Origin of the sequence: Massilia sp. PWRC2 (genome assembly GCF_049896725.1) — a bacterium.
GTDB lineage: Bacteria > Pseudomonadota > Gammaproteobacteria > Burkholderiales > Burkholderiaceae_D > JAFCUW01.
On sequence record NZ_JAFCUW010000008.1, the window covers coordinates 65,820 to 83,688 of the forward strand.

The following is a 17,869-nucleotide window of genomic DNA, read 5'->3' on the forward strand; positions in this document are numbered from 1 at the left end:
AACCATTTGCCATCAAATTAATGCCTTGAGGCAATAACCATGTGCTGACTATACCGGCAAAAAAAACCTCTATGCAAATAAATTTATGTAAAAGAACGTGTATCACAACAATTGCTGCAATAGGTCAACATTTGGCTTATTCGCCTGCCACTATTGGTGATTGATTTACTACAGCGGCGCCGGCGAGCGCTAGGCACATGTCATTTTCGACATACTTAAAATGTTAAAACATGGCCATAAACACAATGTCAAATAAATGCCAAAAACCAGTGTGCGAGGCGGACAGCGCCAGCCCAGGTCTGACCGGCGGCACCGATGAGCGACCCGGCGCGCGCATGTGCGCCCATGCAGTGAGCACTTATTTGGCAGCCGCCACGGTCGGCGCGGCCGCGGCCGCCTGCGGCGTCACCCTCGGCAGGCGCAACAGGAAGCGCGTGCCCTGGCCCACCGTGCTGCGCGCGCTGATACTGCCATTAAATTGTTTGATGACCAGGTTATAAACGATATTCAAACCCAGGCCGGTGCCGCCCTGGCCGCGGCGGGTGGTAAAAAACGGATCGAAGATGCGATCGATGATCTCGGCCGGAATGCCGCGGCCATTGTCGGCCACTTCCATCTCGACCATCTCGCCGCGCAGGCTGGCGCGTACCTCGATGCGGCCGCCCTGCTCCGGTTCGAACGCGTGTTCGACGCAATTGAGCAGCAGGTTGGTGAGCACCTGGGCAAAGGCGCCGGGATAGGAATCGAGCATCAAATCATTGCCCGCGTCAGCGTCGGCGCTCAGCACAATGTCGACCCCCTTGAGTTTGGGCCGCAGGCTGCTGACGATTTCTTCAACATAGGCCATGACGGCAAACGGCCGCCGCGCTTCACTGGTCTGATCGACGGCAATCTGCTTGAAACTATGGATCAGCTGGGCCGCGCGCCAGGCGTTGTTCATGATCAAGCGCGAGCTTTCGGCGGCCGTTTCCAGGTAGCGCAGCACCGTCGATTTTTTTAAGCCATCGGCGGCGACGGCGGCCTGCAAGTCGTCAGTGGCACTCTTGAGTACCGAGGCGCTGGTCAGGGCGATGCCGACCGGGGTATTGATTTCATGGGCGACGCCGGCCACCAGGCTGCCCAGCGAGGCCAGCCGTTCCGACTGCAACAGTGATTCCTGGGTCAGGCGCAAGTCGCTCAGCGCGGCGGCCGTTTCGCGCGCCGACTGACGTGCCGCCTCTTCGGCGGTACGGGTGCGCTCGATGGTTGAGGTCAGGCGGCGCTGAATCTGGTTAAAGCCGTGGATCACTTCGCCCAGCTCATCGTTGCGCCGTTCGGGCAGCGCTTCGACCTCGGCGCCGCGGGTGGCCAGGTCGAGCAATCCGTCGCGCAACTGCCGCAAGGGCTGAAACACCACCCGCAGCGAATACGACAGCGCCAGCAACAAGCTGACGTCGAGCAGCAAGACCTCGGCCACCCGGCGCGCGAGCTCGGACGCCAGGGCGGCGTCGATGGTGGCGCGACTAAAATACACCACCACCTTGCCCACCGAGACCGGGCGCATCGCGTTGCCGCTGGCGCTGGCGCTGGCATCGCGAAACACCAGTTCAGCCTCGACCCCGGCGCCGGCCGGCAGCGGCGCTTTGGCAGTGCCGCTGACGATGCCGTTGGCGCTGCGGGTCTTGGCAGAAAACAGGCCAATGGCGCTATCGTAGACACGGATTGCCGCCACTTCCGGCGGCAACATTTCGGCGTCGACAATGGTGTCGACCTTGGCCTTGTCGAGATCCCACAGCGCCGCCGGCAAACTGATCTGCAAGCGCGTGAGCACCCCTTGGCACAGGCGCCGGTAACTGCTTTCCAAATCGTTTGCCAGCGAATATTGGGCATAGCTGCCGGAAATGGCCAGCACCGTCGTGACGATGACGACGAACAGCAGTTTCAGGCGGCTTTGAATACTGAACATTGCTTGGATCCACTCTCGCCTGACGACGCCCCGGCGCAGCACTGACTGGCGGGACCCTGCCGATGCAGGTCGGCGTCCGCCCAGCGCGCCATTCAATGTACGGGATGCACTGTTGCTTTGCAAGCCGCCAAGGCTTTCCCCAACACGGCAAGCAGTGGTAAGCTCGCAGATAATTACACAGAGGAAATGATGAATTCACCTTTTCACCACCTTGCGCTGGCCGACGTGCTACCCGGCATGGTGCTGTCAGATGTCTTGCTAGACCGTCAGGGCCAGGTGCTGCTGCCCGAGGGCGCCGTGCTGACGGCGGCCATCATTGCCCTGCTGCCCCGCCATGGCATCGACCGCCTGGCGGTGCTGAAGACCGAGCAGGAATTGCCGCCGGCGGTGGTGATCGACGAAGCGGCCGTCACGGCGCGCCTGCGGCACCTGTTCCGCCACTGCGGCCCGGGCACCGCCGGCGACAGCGCCGACGAGCAGCACAGCGCCAGCGCCGCCCTGCATGCCTACCTGCTGGACTACCGCCTCAACCGCGAGCTTGCCGTATGAACGACCATACCGTGCACCTCGACGACATCGTGCGCCGGCTCGATGACCTGCCCTCGCTGCCGGTGGTGGTGATGGAGTTACTTACCAGCATAGACCAGGAAGATGTCGATATTTCAGTGCTGGCAAAAAAGGTGTCGCACGACCAGGCGCTGACGGCCAAGACGCTGCGCCTGGCCAATTGCTCGACCTATGGCCTGCAAGTGAAGGTGACGACCATCCAGCAAGCCATCACCTTTCTCGGCTTTCAAACCACGCGCAACCTGATCACTGCCGCCGCCATTACCGGCTGCTTCGCCCAGGGCACATGCAAGGGCTTCGACCACAAGGCGTTCTGGCGCCATTCGATCGCCACCGCCGTCTGCGCACGGGTGCTGGCGCGGCGCATGCGGTTTAATCAGGATTACGCCTTCACCGCTGGCCTGCTGCACGACATCGGCCGGCTGGTACTGGTGACGGTCGACGCCGACGCTTATGCACGGGTGATCGCCAAGGCAAGTGAGGACGATATCGAACTGCTGGCAGCCGAGCGCGCGGTGATGGGCGTCGACCATGTGGCAGCCAGCGTGATCCTCGCCGAGCACTGGAAATTTTCCGACACCATCCGGCTGGCGCTGGCCCATCACCATGATCCGGCCACTGCGGGCGCCGGCTTTTTGGCCACCATCATCCACGTCGCCAATGCCATCGTGCACGCGCTCGACATCGTCGGCGACGCCAACGAAGCAGTGCCGCCGCTGTCACCGGTGGCGTGGAAGGCGATGGGGTTGAGTGAAGAAGCCTATGTGCACGTGTTCCGCGAAACGGAAGTGCAGTTCGACGAAATTGCCGCCTCCCTGATGGCGTGAGCGCCAGCGGAACTAAAAACAATGGCCGCAACGCGAACGTTGCGGCCATCAAGTCGAAGCGGCGGCGCGCCAGCGCAGCCGGCTTTTTTAATGGGCGTAATTGCCGCCGGTGCCAGTCTGCTCGGCTGGCGCCGCCTTGTCGTCCACCTTCGGGCGGCCCTGGGCATCGGACAGCCGGTACTTGGTACGGCGGTCACCCATCAGATCGCGCAAGTCGCGAATGCTCATGCCGGTCACTTCGTGCATGCGGATGAGCAGCGAGGCGCCCACCGGCAAGCGATGATGGCGGATCTTGCTGATCACCGGCGGCGCCACTTCAAGCATGCGCGAGAGAGCGGCGTCGTTCTTCAGCTGCATTTTGCCCAGCAGAATATCGAGCAGGTGGTTGGGATTGTAACTTTCTTGGGATGCCAGAGCATGGTGTGCCATGATTTACCTCGTCTGAGTGAAATGAATAGTTCGTAAAAGAACTTTATGAAAGACTATCTTTCAACTAAATTAGTTCCCGGAAAATCGTCGTCGTTCGTGGATGATCCCTTATCCCGGCACGGCGCCGTTCCGGTGCCATTGCGCGAAGCGCTACGCACTGTCCCGCGCGCTTGCCAATCAAACAAATTATCGGACCATAACGCCATCAGTACATCCGACCTTCACAGCCCTGCCCTTGTTTGAAATCAAGCTAACGCAAGGAAAGCTTGTCACATCGTCATTTCAACACATGGGGACAATGTGTGGCGCACGCAAGAGATTTTTTTATTCACCTGTCGCGCCAGATGTCGCTCGGAACTCATTGTTTTTCCTAGGAAAATATTTAAACAATGCGGGCGCGGGGCCTTAATATTGACGGCTGGAAATTATTAATTTCGATCACGCCTGTTAATACCGAAAATAAATTTTGCTTTAATTCATTTTGGCTTTTAATTAAATCGGCGCCAATATTGTTTCAAAACGTTACAATCTACCCCCTCTCGCCCGCCGCCACAGCAGGCGCACCGGCGGCGGCGATTTACGGTAAACTTGCCGGCCGTGCCAAGCGGTGGTGTTCACCCAGGCAGCTCCTCCCTTAAGCGATTTCATGCAGAAAAAAGTCTTCATCAAAACCTTCGGCTGCCAGATGAACGAGTACGACTCGGACAAGATGGCCGACGTGCTGGGCGCCTCCGATGGCCTGGTGCGCACCGACACGCCCGAGGACGCCGACGTCATCCTGCTCAACACCTGCTCGGTGCGCGAAAAGGCGCAGGAAAAAGTGTTTTCCGACCTGGGCCGGCTGCGCGAGCTGAAACTGGCGCGGCCCGACCTGATCATCGGCGTCGGCGGCTGCGTGGCGTCGCAGGAAGGGGCGGCGATCGTCAAGCGCGCGCCGTATGTCGACCTGGTGTTCGGCCCGCAGACCCTGCACCGCCTGCCGCAGATGGTGCGCGCACGGCGCGCCAGCGGCGAAGCGCAGGTCGACATCAGCTTTCCCGAGATCGAAAAATTCGATCACCTGCCAGCGGCCACGGTGAACGGCCCGTGCGCGTTTGTCTCCATCATGGAAGGCTGCAGCAAATACTGCAGTTACTGCGTGGTGCCGTACACGCGCGGCGAAGAAGTCTCGCGCCGCTTCGACGATGTGCTCGCCGAAGTGGCCGGCCTGGCGGCCCAGGGCGTCCACGAAATCACCCTGCTGGGGCAAAACGTCAACGCCTTTCGCGGCGAGATGGAAGGCGGCGACATCGCCGACTTTGCGCTGCTGCTCGAGTACGTCGCCGCCATCCCCGGCATCGAACGGATCCGCTTCGTCACCAGCCACCCGAAAGAATTCACCCAGCGCCTGATCGACGCCTATGCACGCATTCCGCAACTGGTCGACCACCTGTATCTGCCGGCGCAACATGGCTCCGACAAGGTGCTCGGCGCGATGAAACGCGGCTACACCGCACTTGAATACAAATCGATCGTGCGGCGCATCCGCGCGGTGCGGCCGAACATGTCGGTGTCGTCCGATTTCATCGTCGGTTTTCCCGGCGAGAGCGAGGCCGATTTCGAAGCGATGATGAAGCTGATCGACGATGTCGGTTTCGACACCAGCTACAGTTTTATTTTCAGCAAACGGCCGGGCACCCCGGCCGCCTCGCTGGCCGACGACACCGCCCACGAGGTCAAGCTGGCGCGCCTGCAGCGCCTGCAGGCGGCGATCGACGCCAACACCCGCAAGTTCAGCGCCGCCATGGTCGGCACGCAGCAGCGCATCCTGGTCGAAGGGCCGTCAAAAAAGGACGCCAGCGAGCTACAGGGCCGCACTGAAAACAACCGGGTCGTCAATTTCGCTGTCACCGACGGCGTCGATGCGGCCACCCTGGTGGGCAGCATGGTCGAGGTGCGCATCACCGAGAGTTTTAATTACACCCTGCGCGGCGAACTGGTCGCCGCGCTCAGCGCCAGCACCATGATCGGCCATCCCGTTTGAAGAATCGCACCCCCACCCAGCCGTCGTACTTCGTCCCCGAGCCGCTCGACAATACCCGCCTGGCGCACCTGTGCGGGCCGCTCGACGAAAACCTGCGGCAGATTTCGGCGGCGCTCGACGTGACGATTTTCCGCCGCGGCGAAAAATTCATCGTCACCGGCAGCAATGCCGGACAGGCGGTGGCGATCCTCGAGCGCTTCTATGCGATCGCCAATAAAATCATCCCGCTTGAAGAAGTGCAGCTGGCGCTGGTCGAACAGCGCACCGGCTTGGCCACTGCGGCCGCGGCAGCCGACGGCGACGCTGCAGTGCCGCAGCTGGCCGCGATCGACATCGCCACGCCCATCCTGAAAACCCGCCGCCACGACCTGCGCGGGCGCACCCCCCACCAGATCGCCTACCTGCGCAATATCCTCGAACACGATATCGCCTTCGGCGTCGGCCCCGCCGGTACCGGCAAAACCTACCTGGCGGTCGCCTGCGCCGTCGACGCCCTCGAGCGCGACGCCGTCAAGCGCATCGTGCTGACCCGCCCGGCCGTCGAAGCGGGCGAGCGGCTCGGTTTTCTGCCCGGCGACATGGCCTCGAAAGTCGATCCCTATCTGCGCCCCCTGTACGATGCGCTATACGATTTACTCGGTTTCGACCGCACCCAGAAGATGTTCGAAAAACAGGTGATCGAGATCGCCCCGCTGGCCTACATGCGCGGGCGCACCCTCAATCACGCTTTCGTCATTCTCGATGAAGCGCAAAACACCACCGTCGAACAGATGAAAATGTTCCTGACCCGGATCGGCTTTGGCAGCAAGGCCGTGGTGACGGGCGACGTCACCCAGGTCGACCTGCACAAGACGCAGACTAGCGGCCTGCTCGATGCCGTCCATGTGCTCAAGGACGTGCGCGGCATCGCATTTACCCAGTTCACCAGTGCCGACGTGGTGCGCCATCCGCTGGTCGGGCGCATCGTCGACGCCTACGAGTCGGCCGCCGCCGACGCCGCCGCTGCTGCGTTAGTAGCGCTCACCCCATCGACTGCCCGGCATGCGCGCAAAAAATAAACTGTCTCTCTCGGTCCAGTACCCGGATGCCCGCCTGCAGAACGAACTGACCCGGCCGACCATCCGCCGCTGGGTCAAGGCAGCCCTGCTGGGCCCCGCCGAACTGACCGTGCGCTTCGTCGACGCCGCCGAAGGCCAGGCCCTCAACCGCGACTACCGCGAGAAGGACTACGCCACCAACGTCCTCACCTTTGCCTACAACGAGGGGGAAGAACTGGCCGACGATGAGCCGGTGCGCGCCGACATCATCCTGTGCACCGACGTCCTGCAGCGCGAGGCGCTCGAGCAGGGCAAGACGGTGGCCGAACATGCCGCCCACCTGATCGTCCATGGCGTGCTGCACGCGCAGGGCTACGACCATATCGACGACAATGAAGCGACCGAGATGGAACTGTTCGAGACCGATATTCTCGAGACGCTGGGCTTTGCCGATCCGTACAAGGCCAACCCCGCCTGAGCACGGCCGCGGCCTGGTGCCCACAACATTGGCAATTTTAACAATTGTTGCAATTACTTACCGGTGCTTGGTTCGCTACCTCACTCTGCCCGCGCGGGTCTTCCAGTCTAATGGAAGCCTGATTGCGTGTTCATGAGGAGCCCTGCGAATGCCAACAACCAACACCAACGCTGCCGGTTTGAGTGCCAGCGGTCCGTTCCCCAGGGATGCCATGCCGCCGCTGGGCGGCGACACCGGTGCCGACGTCTGCGTGGTGGGCGCGTCTTTTATCGGCCTGCGCACGGCCTTTGACCTGCTACAGAATGGCAAGTCAGTGGTGGTGATCGAAGGCGACGCCGGCTTGCCGGCCGCAGCCACCTCGAGCCCGCTGGCCTATGCCATCGTCGGCCTCGGCGGACGCATCCACGGCGCCACCCGCGCGCTCGACATCCGCGCTGACCACCACATGCAAGTGGTCACCACCGGCCAGGGCGCCATCGTCGCCCGCGTGGTGGTGGTGGCGACCGATCAGCGAAGACAGGCCAGGGGCAATGGTGACGCCGCCGCGCCGCTGGCGCCGGGCGAGACGCCGGCGCTGCGCATTTTGACCACGCCGGCGCCCGACAGCGCCGCGCTGTTCAAGCCACCCGGCGGGCGCCGCGCCGCCTGACGCGACGACGCCGTGACCGCCGCTACCGCCGCTACCGCCGCCAGGTTGCCGCCTACGCTTTTTTCAGCGCCGCCTGGTCGAGCGGCAGCTTGCGCAGGCGCTTGCCGGTGGCATTGAAGACGGCGTTGGCCAGCGCCGGCGCGCTCGCCGCCGTACCCGGTTCGCCGATCCCGCCCGGCTCGTCGGTGCTGGCGACGATGTGCACTTCCACCTTCGGCGCCTCGCTCATACGCATCATGCGGTAGTCGCCAAAATTCGACTGCATCACGCGGCCCTTCTCAAACGTGATCTGGTCATACAGCGCGGCAGTCAGGCCAAACACGATGCCCCCTTCCATCTGCGCCACCACGGTATCGGGATTGATCACCTGGCCGCAATCGAGCGCGCACACGACCCGGTGCACCTTGATGTCGCCATCCGGTCCCACCGACACTTCGGCCACCTGCGCCATGTAGCTGCCAAAGGCGAACTGCATCGACACGCCACGGCCGACGCGCCGTCCGGCCACCGCTTTCAGGGGCTGGCGCCAGCCGGCCTTGTCGGCCACCAGGTCGAGCACCCGCAGCATGCGCGGCGCCTTGCTCAGCAGCGCGCGACGGTAACCCATCGGATCGAGTTTGGCGGCCGCCGCCAGTTCATCCATGAAGCTCTCGACCACGAACACATTGTGGGTAGGACCGACGCCGCGCCAGAATGCGGTGGGCACGGGCGGCTCGTGGCGGACGTATTCGACGCGCATGTCGGCGATGTTGTACTGCAGTTCGCGGGCGCCTTCGACGGCATCCGGATCGACGCCATCCTTGACGGCGCCGGGAGCGAAGCGGGCCATGATGGACGAGCCGGTGACGCGGTGAAACCAGGCCGCCGGCATGCCGCGCGCATCGAGCCGCGCCGACAGCCGGTCAACGTAGTAGGGCCGGAACATGTCGTGCTGGATGTCTTCCTCGCGCGTCCAGATGAACTTGACGGGGCCTTTCATCAGCTTGGCGAACGACACGGCCTGCACCACGTAATCGACTTCCAGGCGACGGCCAAAGCCACCGCCCAGATAAAAATTGTGCACCTTGATTTTTTCCAGCGGCAGGCCGGTCAGCTTGGCCGCTGCCGCCTGCGCCATGGTCGGCACCTGGGTGCCCACCCACAGGTCGCAGCCATCGGCGCGCAGGTCGACGGTGCAGTTGATCGGCTCCATGGTGGCGTGGGCGAGGAAGGGCAGCTCGTAGAGGGCATCGATGCGGCGGCCCTTTTCGCCCAGCGAGCGGGGAGCGTCGCCGCGGTTTTCCGCCACCGCGCCCGCCTTGTCAGACGCTGTCATCATGTCGGCCAGGATGGTGGCGCTGCTCATGGCCGCATTCGGGCCATCGTCCCAGATCGGCGCCAGCGCTGCCAGGCCCTGCTTGGCAGCCCACATGTGATCGGCCACCACCGCCACCGCGTTGTCGAGCTTGAGCACCTGGCGCACGCCCTTGACGGCCAGCGCCTTGGCGTCGTCTGCGCTTTTCAGTTTGCCGCCCACCACCGGGCAGGCCGCCACGGTGGCCACTGCCATCGCCGGCAGGCGCGCATCGATGCCAAACAGGGCGCTGCCGTTGGTCTTGTCGGCGCTGTCGAGGCGGGCGTGCGATTTGCCGATCAGATTGTAGGTGCCGGCCGCTTTGAGAGTAATCGTTTTCGGCACCGGCAGTTTGGCGGCGGCGTCGACCAGCTGGCCAAAGCCCAGGCTGCGCTTGCCGGCCAGGTCGAGCACGGCGCCATCGGCCACTTGCAGGGTGGCGCCGTCGACGCCCCATTGCTGCGCCGCGGCCGCCACCAGCACGCTGCGCGCGGTAGCGCCCGCTTCGCGCAGGGGCCGCCAGGCGGCCCGTACCGAAGTCGAGCCGCCGGTGACCTGGCCGCCCAGCATCGGGTCGCTGTACAGGGTGTTGTCGGCGGGCGCCTGTTCGAGCTTCACCTGACTCAGATTGATGCCCAGTTCTTCGGCGATCAGCATCGGCATCGAGGTAAACGTGCCCTGCCCCATCTCGACCTTGTGCATGACCAGGGTGACCACACCGTCGCGGTCGATACGAATGAAGGCGTTGGGTGCCAGGCCGGCGCCACGGTTGGCACTGGCGGTGGCGGCCGCGCCCACCGCTTTTTCGGCGGGCGGGTCCTTGCGGTCGCCATTTTTATTCGGCTCGCAGCCGCTCAGGTGAAAGCCGATCAGCAGGCCGCCGCCGGCGGCGGCACTGACCTGTAAAAAGCGGCGGCGCTGGAACACGGCGCTCATGCTGTGACTCCCGGCTTGACTGCGGCCGGTGCAGCGGCAGGCGCAGCGGCCGCGATCTTGATCGCCGCCTTGATGCGGCCATAGGTGCCGCAGCGGCAGATATTGCCCGACATGGCGTTATCGATATCGGCATCGCTCGGTTTCGGCGTCGCCGTCAGCAGCGCGGTGGCAGACATGATCTGGCCGGACTGGCAATAGCCGCACTGGACGACATCGATCTGGCGCCAGGCGCTTTGCACGCGGGCGCCCACCGGGTCGTTGCCGACCGCTTCGATGGTAACGATTTTTTTACCGATCGCCGCCGACACCGGCGTCACGCACGAGCGCACCGCCTGGCCATCGAGGTGAATGGTGCAGGCCCCACACAGCGACACGCCGCAGCCAAACTTGGTACCGGTCAGGCCGGCGACGTCGCGCAGCACCCACAACAGGGGCATATCGTCGGGGACATCGAATTGGGTGGCAGTACCGTTGATGGTCAGCGAAGTCATGGACTACTCCTGGAAGTGGCAAAAAACCCAATATACGACAATCGCCCGCGCACCGCATCGAGCACGCCTGCGTGGCGCCCCATTCTGCTTAAAAAGCAGGCAAATGTGGTTTTGCTGTATGCTACGCCCATCGTAACAACGGCTCACGCCAACTATGCCAGAGCACCCTACGGACGTCCGCCTGGACGCCAAACCTCAGCGGTCGCTGTTTGAACGCCTGACCGCCCTGATTTCTCCCGAACCTGAAAATCGCGCAGAACTGCTCGAAGTGCTGCACGACGCCCAAAGCCGCAACCTCATCGATGCCGACGCGCTGTCGATGATCGAGGGGGTGTTTCAGGTGTCCGACCTGTCCGCCCGCGACATCATGGTGCCGCGCTCGCAGATGGACGTCATCGACATCAGCAAACCGATCGAAGAGTGGATGCCGTCGGTGCTGTCGACCGCCCACTCGCGCTTTCCCGCCATCGAGGGCGAGCGCGACAAGGTGATCGGCATCCTGCTGGCGAAAGACCTGCTGCGCTACTACGCCGAAGAATCGTTCGACGTGCGCGACATGCTGCGCCCCGCCATCTTCATCCCCGAATCGAAACGCCTGAACGTGCTGCTGCGCGACTTCCGCGCCAACCACAACCACATGGCCATCGTCGTCGATGAGTACAGCGGCGTGGCCGGCCTGATCACCATCGAAGACGTGCTCGAACAGATCGTCGGCGACATCGAAGACGAATACGATTTCGATGAAGAAGAAGACAACGTCCTGTCGATCAAGGAAGGCCACCACGGTCCGCGCTGGCGCGTCAAGGCACTCACCGAACTGACCCAGTTCAACGACGAAGTCGGCGCCAGCCTGGTCGACGATGACGTCGACACCATCGGCGGCCTGGTCGCCAACCACCTCGGTCGCATGCCGCACAAGGGCGATGTGTTCGACATCGACGGCCTGCGCTTCGAAGTGCTGCGCGCCGACGCCCGCCAGATCCACGTACTGCTGGTCGAGCGCATGCCGCTGGCCGAGGACGAACACGACTGATGCTGGGCCGGGTCCGCGCCGCGCCAGCAGGCGCCAGCAACGCGCGTGCGCCGACGCCGCGCGGCACCGCCTGGCCGATGCTGTTTGCCGCCATCGCCGGCGGCCTGTCGCTGTTGTCGTTCGCGCCGTTCGGCGCCTGGCCGCTGCAGTTCGTCCTGCTCGCTTTCGTGTTTTACCAGGTCGGCATGGACACCGCGGTGCGCCGCGCCAGCCTGATTGGCTGGGCCTTCGGCCTCGGCTGGTCGGTCGCCGGCATGCACTGGCTGTATATTGCCATCACCCGCTTCGGCGGCTTGCCGGCGCCGCTGGCGGCACTGGCGATCGTGCTGCTGGGCGCCTACATGGGACTGTTCTCCAGCCTGGCCATGGGCACTGCCGCCTGGCTGCGGCGGCGCTGGTCGCTGCCGGTGGCGGCGTTTTTGCTGCTGGTGCTGCCCGCCTGCTGGGGCTTGTCCGAATGGCTGCGCGGCTGGGTGTTGACCGGTTTTCCGTGGGCGGCGTCGGGTTATGCCCACAACGCCAGCCCGCTGGCCGGCTACGCCCCGCTGCTCGGCGTGTATGGCCTGGGCGTGCTGGTGGCGCTGGGCGGCGCCGCTCTCACCATGCTGACCCAGCGCGCGCGCTGGCCCGCCATCGCCCTGCTGGCGCTGCTGCTGGCCGCCGGCGCCGGTCTGCGCCACATCGACTGGACCACCGCGCACGGCCAGCCGCTCAGCGTGCGCCTGTTGCAGGGCAATGTGGCGCAGGATGAAAAATTCGATCCGGCCCACATCCGCGACGCCCTCGCCCTGTACCACCAGCTGATCACCGCCGCCCCCGCCGACCTGATCGCCACGCCGGAAACGGCCATCGTGCTCTACCCCTATCAGCTGCCGGACGACTACCTGCCAACGCTGGCCAGTTTTGCCCGCAGCAGCGGCAGCGCGCTGTTGATCGGCATGCCGCTGGCGGCGAACCACGACGACGCCCTGCGCAATGCCGCCAACAGCGTCGCCGGCATGGGCGCCGACGGCAGCGTCTACCGCTTCGACAAGCACCACCTGGTGCCGTTCGGCGAATTCGTGCCGCCGGGCTTCCACTGGTTCGTCGAGATGATGGCGATCCCGCTGGGCGACTTCCGCCGCGGCGGCGCGGTGCAGGCGCCATTCGCCGTCAAGGACCAGCTGGTGCTGCCGAATATTTGCTACGAAGACGCGTTTGGCGAAGAAATCGCCCTGCAGCTGCGCGCCGCCGCCACCCCCGCCACCATCCTGGTCAACGCGTCGAACCTGGCCTGGTATGGCGAGTCGGTGGCGATCGCCCAGCATTTGCAGATCTCGCGCATGCGCGCCATCGAGACGGGCCGGCCGATGCTGCGCGCCACCAATACCGGCGCCACCGCCGTCATCGACCCGCACGGCGTGGTGCTGGCGGCGCTGCCGTCGGCGCAGCGCGGCGTACTGAGCGCGCGCGTGCAGGGCATGCGCGGCAACACGCCATACATCCGCTATGGCAACCTGGGCTTTCTGGCGCTGTGCGCAGCCGCCCTGGCCCTGGCCTGGTGGCGTGGCCGCGTGGCCCGCGCCGCGGCCTGAAACAAGCCAGGAGCAAGCCCGGAACAAGCCAGGAACAAGCCAGGAATAAGCAAGAATAAAAGCCATCATCGGTTCCCAGCAGCCCCTTAAAACCCGCTAAAATTACTTATTTAGCACATTCAACTATTGCTCGCGTCTAATAACGCAGCGTCATGCCATGCTCACATTCCAACAAATCATTCTGACCTTGCAATCCTACTGGGACAAGCAAGGCTGCGCCCTGCTCCAGCCATACGACCTGGAAGTCGGTGCCGGCACCTTTCACACCGGCACCTTCCTGCGCGCGATCGGTCCGGAGCCATGGCGCGCCGCCTACGTGCAACCGTCGCGCCGGCCGAAAGATGGCCGCTATGGCGAAAACCCGAACCGCCTGCAGCATTACTACCAATACCAGGTGGTCTTGAAACCGGCGCCGGAAAACATCCTCGACCTCTACCTCGGTTCGCTCGAAGCACTTGGCCTGGACCTCCAGCAAAACGATGTGCGCTTCGTCGAAGACGACTGGGAAAGCCCGACCCTGGGCGCCTGGGGCCTGGGCTGGGAAGTCTGGCTGAACGGCATGGAAGTGACGCAGTTCACCTATTTCCAGCAAGTCGGTGGCCTCGACTGCAAACCGGTACTCGGTGAAATCACCTATGGAATCGAGCGCCTGGCCATGTACCTGCAGGGCGTGGAAAACGTCTACGACCTGGTGTGGACCACCTGGGAAGAAAACGGCGTGAGCAAATCGCTGTCGTACGGCGACGTCTTCCACCAGAACGAAGTCGAACAGTCGACCTACAATTTTGAACACGCCAACACCGAGCTGCTGTTTACCCAGTTCGCCAACCACGAATCGGAAGCCAAGCGCCTGATCGCCCTCGAACTGACCTTGCCGGCGTATGAACAGATCATGCGCGCCTCGCACAGTTTCAATATGCTCGACGCCCGCGGCGCCATTTCGGTGACCGAGCGCGCCGCCTACATCGGCCGCGTGCGCACCCTGTCGCGCCTGGTCGCCCAGGCCTACTACGATTCGCGCGAAAAGCTCGGCTTCCCGATGGCGCCCCGTCCAGCCGTCGCCACCACTGCCGCCGACCTTGACGTTACCGCCGCCTGAACAAAGAACTCGCCATGAACCAAACCTTACTTATTGAGCTGCGCACCGAAGAACTGCCACCGAAGGCACTCGTCAAACTGGGCGCCGCTTTCGCCAGCGGCATCGAACAGGGCTTGAAGGCGCGCGACTTTCTCGATGCCGACAGCGTCGTCACGCCGTTCGCCACCCCGCGCCGGCTGGCCGTGCTGATCACCGGCGTGCGCGCCACCTCGCCCGACAAGGCGATCCGCGAAAAAGTGCTGCCAGTGTCGGTGGCGCTCGACGCCGCCGGCAATCCGACCGCACCGCTGGCGAAAAAACTCGCTGCCATGGGCCGCGCCGACGTCACCGTCGAGCAGCTCGAACGGGCTGTCGACGGCAAGGCCGAGAGCTTTTATTACAGCTACACGGCCGCCGGCAGCCCTTTGGTCAGCGGCTTGCAGGCGGCGCTTGATGAAACCCTGGGCAAGCTGCCCATCCCCAAGCTGATGAGCTATCAGCGCCCCGATGGCAGCACCGTGCAGTTCGTGCGCCCGGCCCACTCGCTGATCGCCCTGCATGGCGAAGAGATCGTCAATTTGACCGCGCTCGGTCTCGATGCAGGCCGCACCACCCTCGGCCACCGCTTCTTAACCGATGGCCAGCCGCTGTCGATTTCGCACCCGGTCAATTACGCCGGCATGCTGGAAAACGAGGGCAAGGTGATCGCTTCGACCACCCAGCGCAAGGACATTATCCGCGCCGCCCTGCTGGAACAAGCCGGCGCTGACCTGGTGTTGATGCCCGAGTCGCTGCTCGACGAAGTCGCCGCCCTGGTCGAATGGCCAGTGGTCTATGAATGCCACTTCGAAGAACAGTTCTTGAGCGTGCCGCAGGAATGCCTGATTCTGACCATGCAGACCAATCAAAAATACTTTGCCTTGACCGACAGCGCCGGCAAGCTGCGCTCGCGCTTTTTGATCGTCTCGAACATCGCCACCAGCACCCCCGATCACATCATCGGCGGCAATGAGCGGGTGGTCCGTCCGCGCCTGTCGGACGCCAAGTTCTTCTTCGAGCAGGACAAGAAAAAAACCCTGGCCTCGCGCCTGCCGCAGCTGGCCAATGTGGTCTACCACAACAAGCTCGGCACGCAAGCTGCGCGCACCACCCGCGTGACCCGCCTGGCCGGGGCGATTGCCGCCCGCCTCGGCTACGATGTGGCGCTGGCCGAACGCGGCGCGGCGCTGGCCAAGGCCGACCTGCTCACCGACATGGTCGGCGAATTCCCCGAGCTGCAAGGCATCATGGGCACCTATTACGCCCGCCATGACGGCGAAGCCGAACAAGTGGCGCTGGCCGCCTCCGAGCATTACCAGCCGCGCTTTGCCGGCGACAGCCTGCCCGCCACGCCCACCGGCACCGCCGTCGCCCTGGCCGACAAGCTCGAAACCCTGGTCGGCATCTGGTCGATTGGCCTGGCGCCGACCGGCGACAAGGACCCGTTTGCGCTGCGCCGCCATGCACTGGGCGTACTGCGCATGCTGCTGGAAAAACGCCTGCCGGTGTCGCTGTCGGCGCTGCTGATGGATGCCGCCGCCGTGTTCGACGGCCACGCCGGTTTCAAGGACCCGGCGCCGGAAGTGGCCAGTTTTATCATCGACCGCCTGCGCGGCGTGCTGCGCGAACGCGGCTTTACGGCCAATGAAGTTGAAGCGGTACTGGCGCAGCAGCCGGACCGTCTGGACGACATCGTCCAGCGTTTGGACGCCGTCAAGGCCTTTGCGGCGATGCCGGAAGCGGCCTCGCTGGCCGCCGCCAACAAGCGCATCACCAACATCCTCAAGAAGGCCGATGGCGCTGCCGGCAGCGTCGACGCCAGCCTGCTGCACGAAGCGGCTGAACAAACGCTGGCCGCCAGCGTGGCGCGCGTGCAGCCGCTGGTGGCGGCGGCGTTTGCCGCTGGCGACTTTGCCGGCACCCTGAAAACGCTGTCGCAGCTGCGTGATGATGTCGACGGCTTTTTCAACGACGTCATGGTCAACGCCGAAGATGCAGCCCTGCGCAACAACCGCCTGGCCCTGCTGGCGCAGTTGCATGGCATGATGAACCGGGTGGCCGACATTTCGAAACTGGCCGCGTGAGTCACCAGAACCCTGGAGTCGCCATGAAAATGATCATTCTCGACCGCGACGGCGTCATCAACCACGACTCGCCCGACTTCATCAAGTCGCCGGCCGAGTGGGTGCCGATCGCCGGTTCCCTGGAGGCGATCGCGCGCCTGAACCAGGCCGGCTACCGCGTAGTGGTGGCGTCGAACCAGTCGGGCATCGCGCGCGAACTGTTTGACATGAACATTCTCAACGCCATCCACCAGAAACTGCACGCGCACGCGCAGCTGGCCGGCGCGCAGATCGATGCCATCTTCTTTTGCCCGCACGCGGCGATCGACAACTGCGACTGCCGCAAACCGAAGGCCGGCATGTTCGAAGAAATCGGCAAGCGCTTCAAGGTCGGTTTGCGCGGCGTGCCGGCGGTCGGCGACTCGCTGCGCGACCTGCAGGCAGGCTTCAAGTGCGGCTGCGCGCCCTACCTGGTATTGACTGGCAAGGGACAAAAAACGCTCGAGACGGGCGGCCTGCCGCCCGGTACCGAGGTGTTTGCCGACCTTGCCGCCATGGTCAATCACCTGCTCAAATCCCCCCCGCCTTCCAACTGACTGCTGTTTCGGAGACCTCCTTTGCGTAATCTCGGCTTGTTTCTGCGTTCCCTCCTGTTTACCGTCGTGATGGTGCTGGCCACCGTGATCTGGGTCTGCGTCTGCCTGCTGGCCGCGCCCATGTCGTACAACAAGCGCTACTGGGTGACTTCGCGCTGGAATGTGTTTGTCATCTGGTGCGCCAAGGTCATTTGCGGCATCCATTATCAATTCAAGGGCTACGACAATCTGCCGGACGCGCCGGCCATCGTGCTGTCGAAACACCAGTCGGCCTGGGAAACGATTTTTCTGCTGCCCTCGCTGACCCGCCCGCTGGTCTACGTCTTCAAAAAAGAAATACTGTATATCCCGTTTTTTGGCTGGGGCATGGCCTTGCTGCGCATGATTCCGATCGACCGCAAGCAGGGCAAGAACGCCTTCCGCCAGGTGGTCGAGCAGGGCAAGCGGCGGCTGGCCGACGGCCAGTGGATTATCATGTTCCCGGAAGGGACCCGGATCGCGGTCGGCCAGGCTGGCAAGTACAAGAGCGGCGGCACCCGGCTGGCGATTGAAACGCAGTCGGTGGTGGTGCCGATCGCCCATAATTCGGGAGAATACTGGCCAAAGAATTCCTTCCTGAAGCGGCCAGGCACCATCACCGTTTCAATCGGCAAGCCCATCTCTCCGGCTGGCCACACGCCCGACAGCATGATGCAAGAGGTAGAAAATTGGATAGAGTCAGAAATGCGCGTCATTTCGCCGCACGCCTACAACGCTGGCTGAGCGGTGCCC

The 17,869-nt window shown here is 63.7% G+C and carries 16 protein-coding genes; 12 read left to right on the forward strand and 4 right to left on the reverse strand.

Going from position 1 to position 17,869, the window contains the following annotated elements:
- Nucleotides 1–358: 358 nt before the first annotated feature.
- Entirely contained in the window at nt 359–1,945 is a 1,587-nt protein-coding gene (locus tag ACP7BZ_RS15995; RefSeq protein WP_426114883.1) for a sensor histidine kinase, read from the reverse strand.
- Between the two features lie 189 nt (nt 1,946–2,134).
- Here ACP7BZ_RS15995 and ACP7BZ_RS16000 point away from each other — a divergent pair, with 189 nt between their 5' ends.
- Both ACP7BZ_RS16000 and ACP7BZ_RS16005 read left to right on the forward strand, forming a co-directional pair.
- Complete coding sequence (locus ACP7BZ_RS16000; RefSeq protein ID WP_426114885.1) at nt 2,135–2,494, forward strand: hypothetical protein; 360 nt, start codon at nt 2,135–2,137, stop codon at nt 2,492–2,494.
- Nucleotides 2,491–3,339 (forward strand): HDOD domain-containing protein, encoded by an 849-nt coding sequence (locus tag ACP7BZ_RS16005; RefSeq protein ID WP_426114887.1) that lies wholly within the window; start codon nt 2,491–2,493, stop codon nt 3,337–3,339. Before ACP7BZ_RS16000 ends, ACP7BZ_RS16005 begins: the two co-directional genes overlap by 4 nt.
- Nucleotides 3,340–3,426: 87 nt before the next feature.
- On the opposite strand, the gene ACP7BZ_RS16010 is transcribed toward ACP7BZ_RS16005, so the two are convergent.
- Nucleotides 3,427–3,768: a hypothetical protein gene (locus ACP7BZ_RS16010; protein ID WP_426114889.1), complete on the reverse strand. Its 342-nt coding sequence runs from the start codon at nt 3,766–3,768 to the stop codon at nt 3,427–3,429.
- Between the two features lie 646 nt (nt 3,769–4,414).
- On the opposite strand from ACP7BZ_RS16010, the gene miaB reads away from it, so the two are divergent.
- The 4 genes from miaB (at nt 4,415) to ACP7BZ_RS16030 (ending at nt 7,955) form a co-directional block, all read left to right on the forward strand.
- On the forward strand, nt 4,415–5,791 hold the full coding sequence (gene miaB / locus ACP7BZ_RS16015; RefSeq protein ID WP_426114891.1) for a tRNA (N6-isopentenyl adenosine(37)-C2)-methylthiotransferase MiaB: 1,377 nt from the start codon (nt 4,415–4,417) through the stop codon (nt 5,789–5,791).
- Nucleotides 5,788–6,849: a PhoH family protein gene (locus ACP7BZ_RS16020; RefSeq protein WP_426114893.1), complete on the forward strand. Its 1,062-nt coding sequence runs from the start codon at nt 5,788–5,790 to the stop codon at nt 6,847–6,849. The genes miaB and ACP7BZ_RS16020 overlap by 4 nt, the downstream gene beginning before the upstream one ends.
- Nucleotides 6,833–7,306, forward strand: a complete 474-nt coding sequence (gene ybeY, locus ACP7BZ_RS16025; RefSeq protein ID WP_426114894.1) for an rRNA maturation RNase YbeY — start codon at nt 6,833–6,835, stop codon at nt 7,304–7,306. The genes ACP7BZ_RS16020 and ybeY overlap by 17 nt, the downstream gene beginning before the upstream one ends.
- Nucleotides 7,307–7,454: 148 nt before the next feature.
- Nucleotides 7,455–7,955, forward strand: coding sequence for a hypothetical protein (locus ACP7BZ_RS16030; RefSeq protein ID WP_426114896.1), 501 nt, complete (start codon nt 7,455–7,457; stop codon nt 7,953–7,955).
- Between the two features lie 52 nt (nt 7,956–8,007).
- Here the strand turns inward: ACP7BZ_RS16030 and ACP7BZ_RS16035 are convergent, their stop codons facing one another.
- Nucleotides 8,008–10,224, reverse strand: coding sequence for a molybdopterin cofactor-binding domain-containing protein (locus tag ACP7BZ_RS16035; RefSeq protein ID WP_426114898.1), 2,217 nt, complete (start codon nt 10,222–10,224; stop codon nt 8,008–8,010).
- Nucleotides 10,221–10,715 (reverse strand): (2Fe-2S)-binding protein, encoded by a 495-nt coding sequence (locus tag ACP7BZ_RS16040; protein WP_426114900.1) that lies wholly within the window; start codon nt 10,713–10,715, stop codon nt 10,221–10,223. Before ACP7BZ_RS16040 ends, ACP7BZ_RS16035 begins: the two co-directional genes overlap by 4 nt.
- A gap of 154 nt (nt 10,716–10,869) precedes the next feature.
- On the opposite strand from ACP7BZ_RS16040, the gene ACP7BZ_RS16045 reads away from it, so the two are divergent.
- From ACP7BZ_RS16045 to ACP7BZ_RS16070, 6 genes are all read left to right on the forward strand, one after another.
- Nucleotides 10,870–11,748 (forward strand): HlyC/CorC family transporter, encoded by an 879-nt coding sequence (locus ACP7BZ_RS16045; protein ID WP_426114902.1) that lies wholly within the window; start codon nt 10,870–10,872, stop codon nt 11,746–11,748.
- A complete protein-coding gene (gene lnt / locus ACP7BZ_RS16050; protein ID WP_426114903.1) occupies nt 11,748–13,322 on the forward strand; it encodes an apolipoprotein N-acyltransferase in 1,575 nt (524 codons plus the stop codon). The genes ACP7BZ_RS16045 and lnt overlap by 1 nt, the downstream gene beginning before the upstream one ends.
- Nucleotides 13,323–13,479: 157 nt before the next feature.
- On the forward strand, nt 13,480–14,421 hold the full coding sequence (gene glyQ / locus ACP7BZ_RS16055) for a glycine--tRNA ligase subunit alpha (RefSeq protein ID WP_426114905.1): 942 nt from the start codon (nt 13,480–13,482) through the stop codon (nt 14,419–14,421).
- Between the two features lie 14 nt (nt 14,422–14,435).
- Nucleotides 14,436–16,523: a glycine--tRNA ligase subunit beta gene (gene glyS / locus ACP7BZ_RS16060; RefSeq protein ID WP_426114907.1), complete on the forward strand. Its 2,088-nt coding sequence runs from the start codon at nt 14,436–14,438 to the stop codon at nt 16,521–16,523.
- Between the two features lie 23 nt (nt 16,524–16,546).
- Nucleotides 16,547–17,098, forward strand: a complete 552-nt coding sequence (gmhB, locus tag ACP7BZ_RS16065) for a D-glycero-beta-D-manno-heptose 1,7-bisphosphate 7-phosphatase (RefSeq protein WP_426114909.1) — start codon at nt 16,547–16,549, stop codon at nt 17,096–17,098.
- 21 nt (nt 17,099–17,119) lie between these two features.
- Complete coding sequence (locus tag ACP7BZ_RS16070; RefSeq protein ID WP_426114911.1) at nt 17,120–17,860, forward strand: lysophospholipid acyltransferase family protein; 741 nt, start codon at nt 17,120–17,122, stop codon at nt 17,858–17,860.
- Nucleotides 17,861–17,869: the final 9 nt, after the last annotated feature.

Coding starts and splice junctions, on each gene's coding strand:
- glyQ (WP_426114905.1), top strand. CDS start 13,480: ATGCTCACATTCCAACAAATCATTCTGACCTTGCAATCCTACTGGGAC.
- gmhB (WP_426114909.1), top strand. CDS start 16,547: ATGAAAATGATCATTCTCGACCGCGACGGCGTCATCAACCACGACTCG.
- lnt (WP_426114903.1), top strand. CDS start 11,748: ATGCTGGGCCGGGTCCGCGCCGCGCCAGCAGGCGCCAGCAACGCGCGT.
- ACP7BZ_RS16000 (WP_426114885.1), top strand. CDS start 2,135: ATGAATTCACCTTTTCACCACCTTGCGCTGGCCGACGTGCTACCCGGC.
- ACP7BZ_RS16040 (WP_426114900.1), bottom strand. CDS start 10,715: ATGACTTCGCTGACCATCAACGGTACTGCCACCCAATTCGATGTCCCC.
- ACP7BZ_RS15995 (WP_426114883.1), bottom strand. CDS start 1,945: ATGTTCAGTATTCAAAGCCGCCTGAAACTGCTGTTCGTCGTCATCGTC.
- ACP7BZ_RS16030 (WP_426114896.1), top strand. CDS start 7,455: ATGCCAACAACCAACACCAACGCTGCCGGTTTGAGTGCCAGCGGTCCG.
- ACP7BZ_RS16045 (WP_426114902.1), top strand. CDS start 10,870: ATGCCAGAGCACCCTACGGACGTCCGCCTGGACGCCAAACCTCAGCGG.
- ACP7BZ_RS16035 (WP_426114898.1), bottom strand. CDS start 10,224: ATGAGCGCCGTGTTCCAGCGCCGCCGCTTTTTACAGGTCAGTGCCGCC.
- miaB (WP_426114891.1), top strand. CDS start 4,415: ATGCAGAAAAAAGTCTTCATCAAAACCTTCGGCTGCCAGATGAACGAG.
- glyS (WP_426114907.1), top strand. CDS start 14,436: ATGAACCAAACCTTACTTATTGAGCTGCGCACCGAAGAACTGCCACCG.
- ybeY (WP_426114894.1), top strand. CDS start 6,833: ATGCGCGCAAAAAATAAACTGTCTCTCTCGGTCCAGTACCCGGATGCC.
- ACP7BZ_RS16005 (WP_426114887.1), top strand. CDS start 2,491: ATGAACGACCATACCGTGCACCTCGACGACATCGTGCGCCGGCTCGAT.
- ACP7BZ_RS16010 (WP_426114889.1), bottom strand. CDS start 3,768: ATGGCACACCATGCTCTGGCATCCCAAGAAAGTTACAATCCCAACCAC.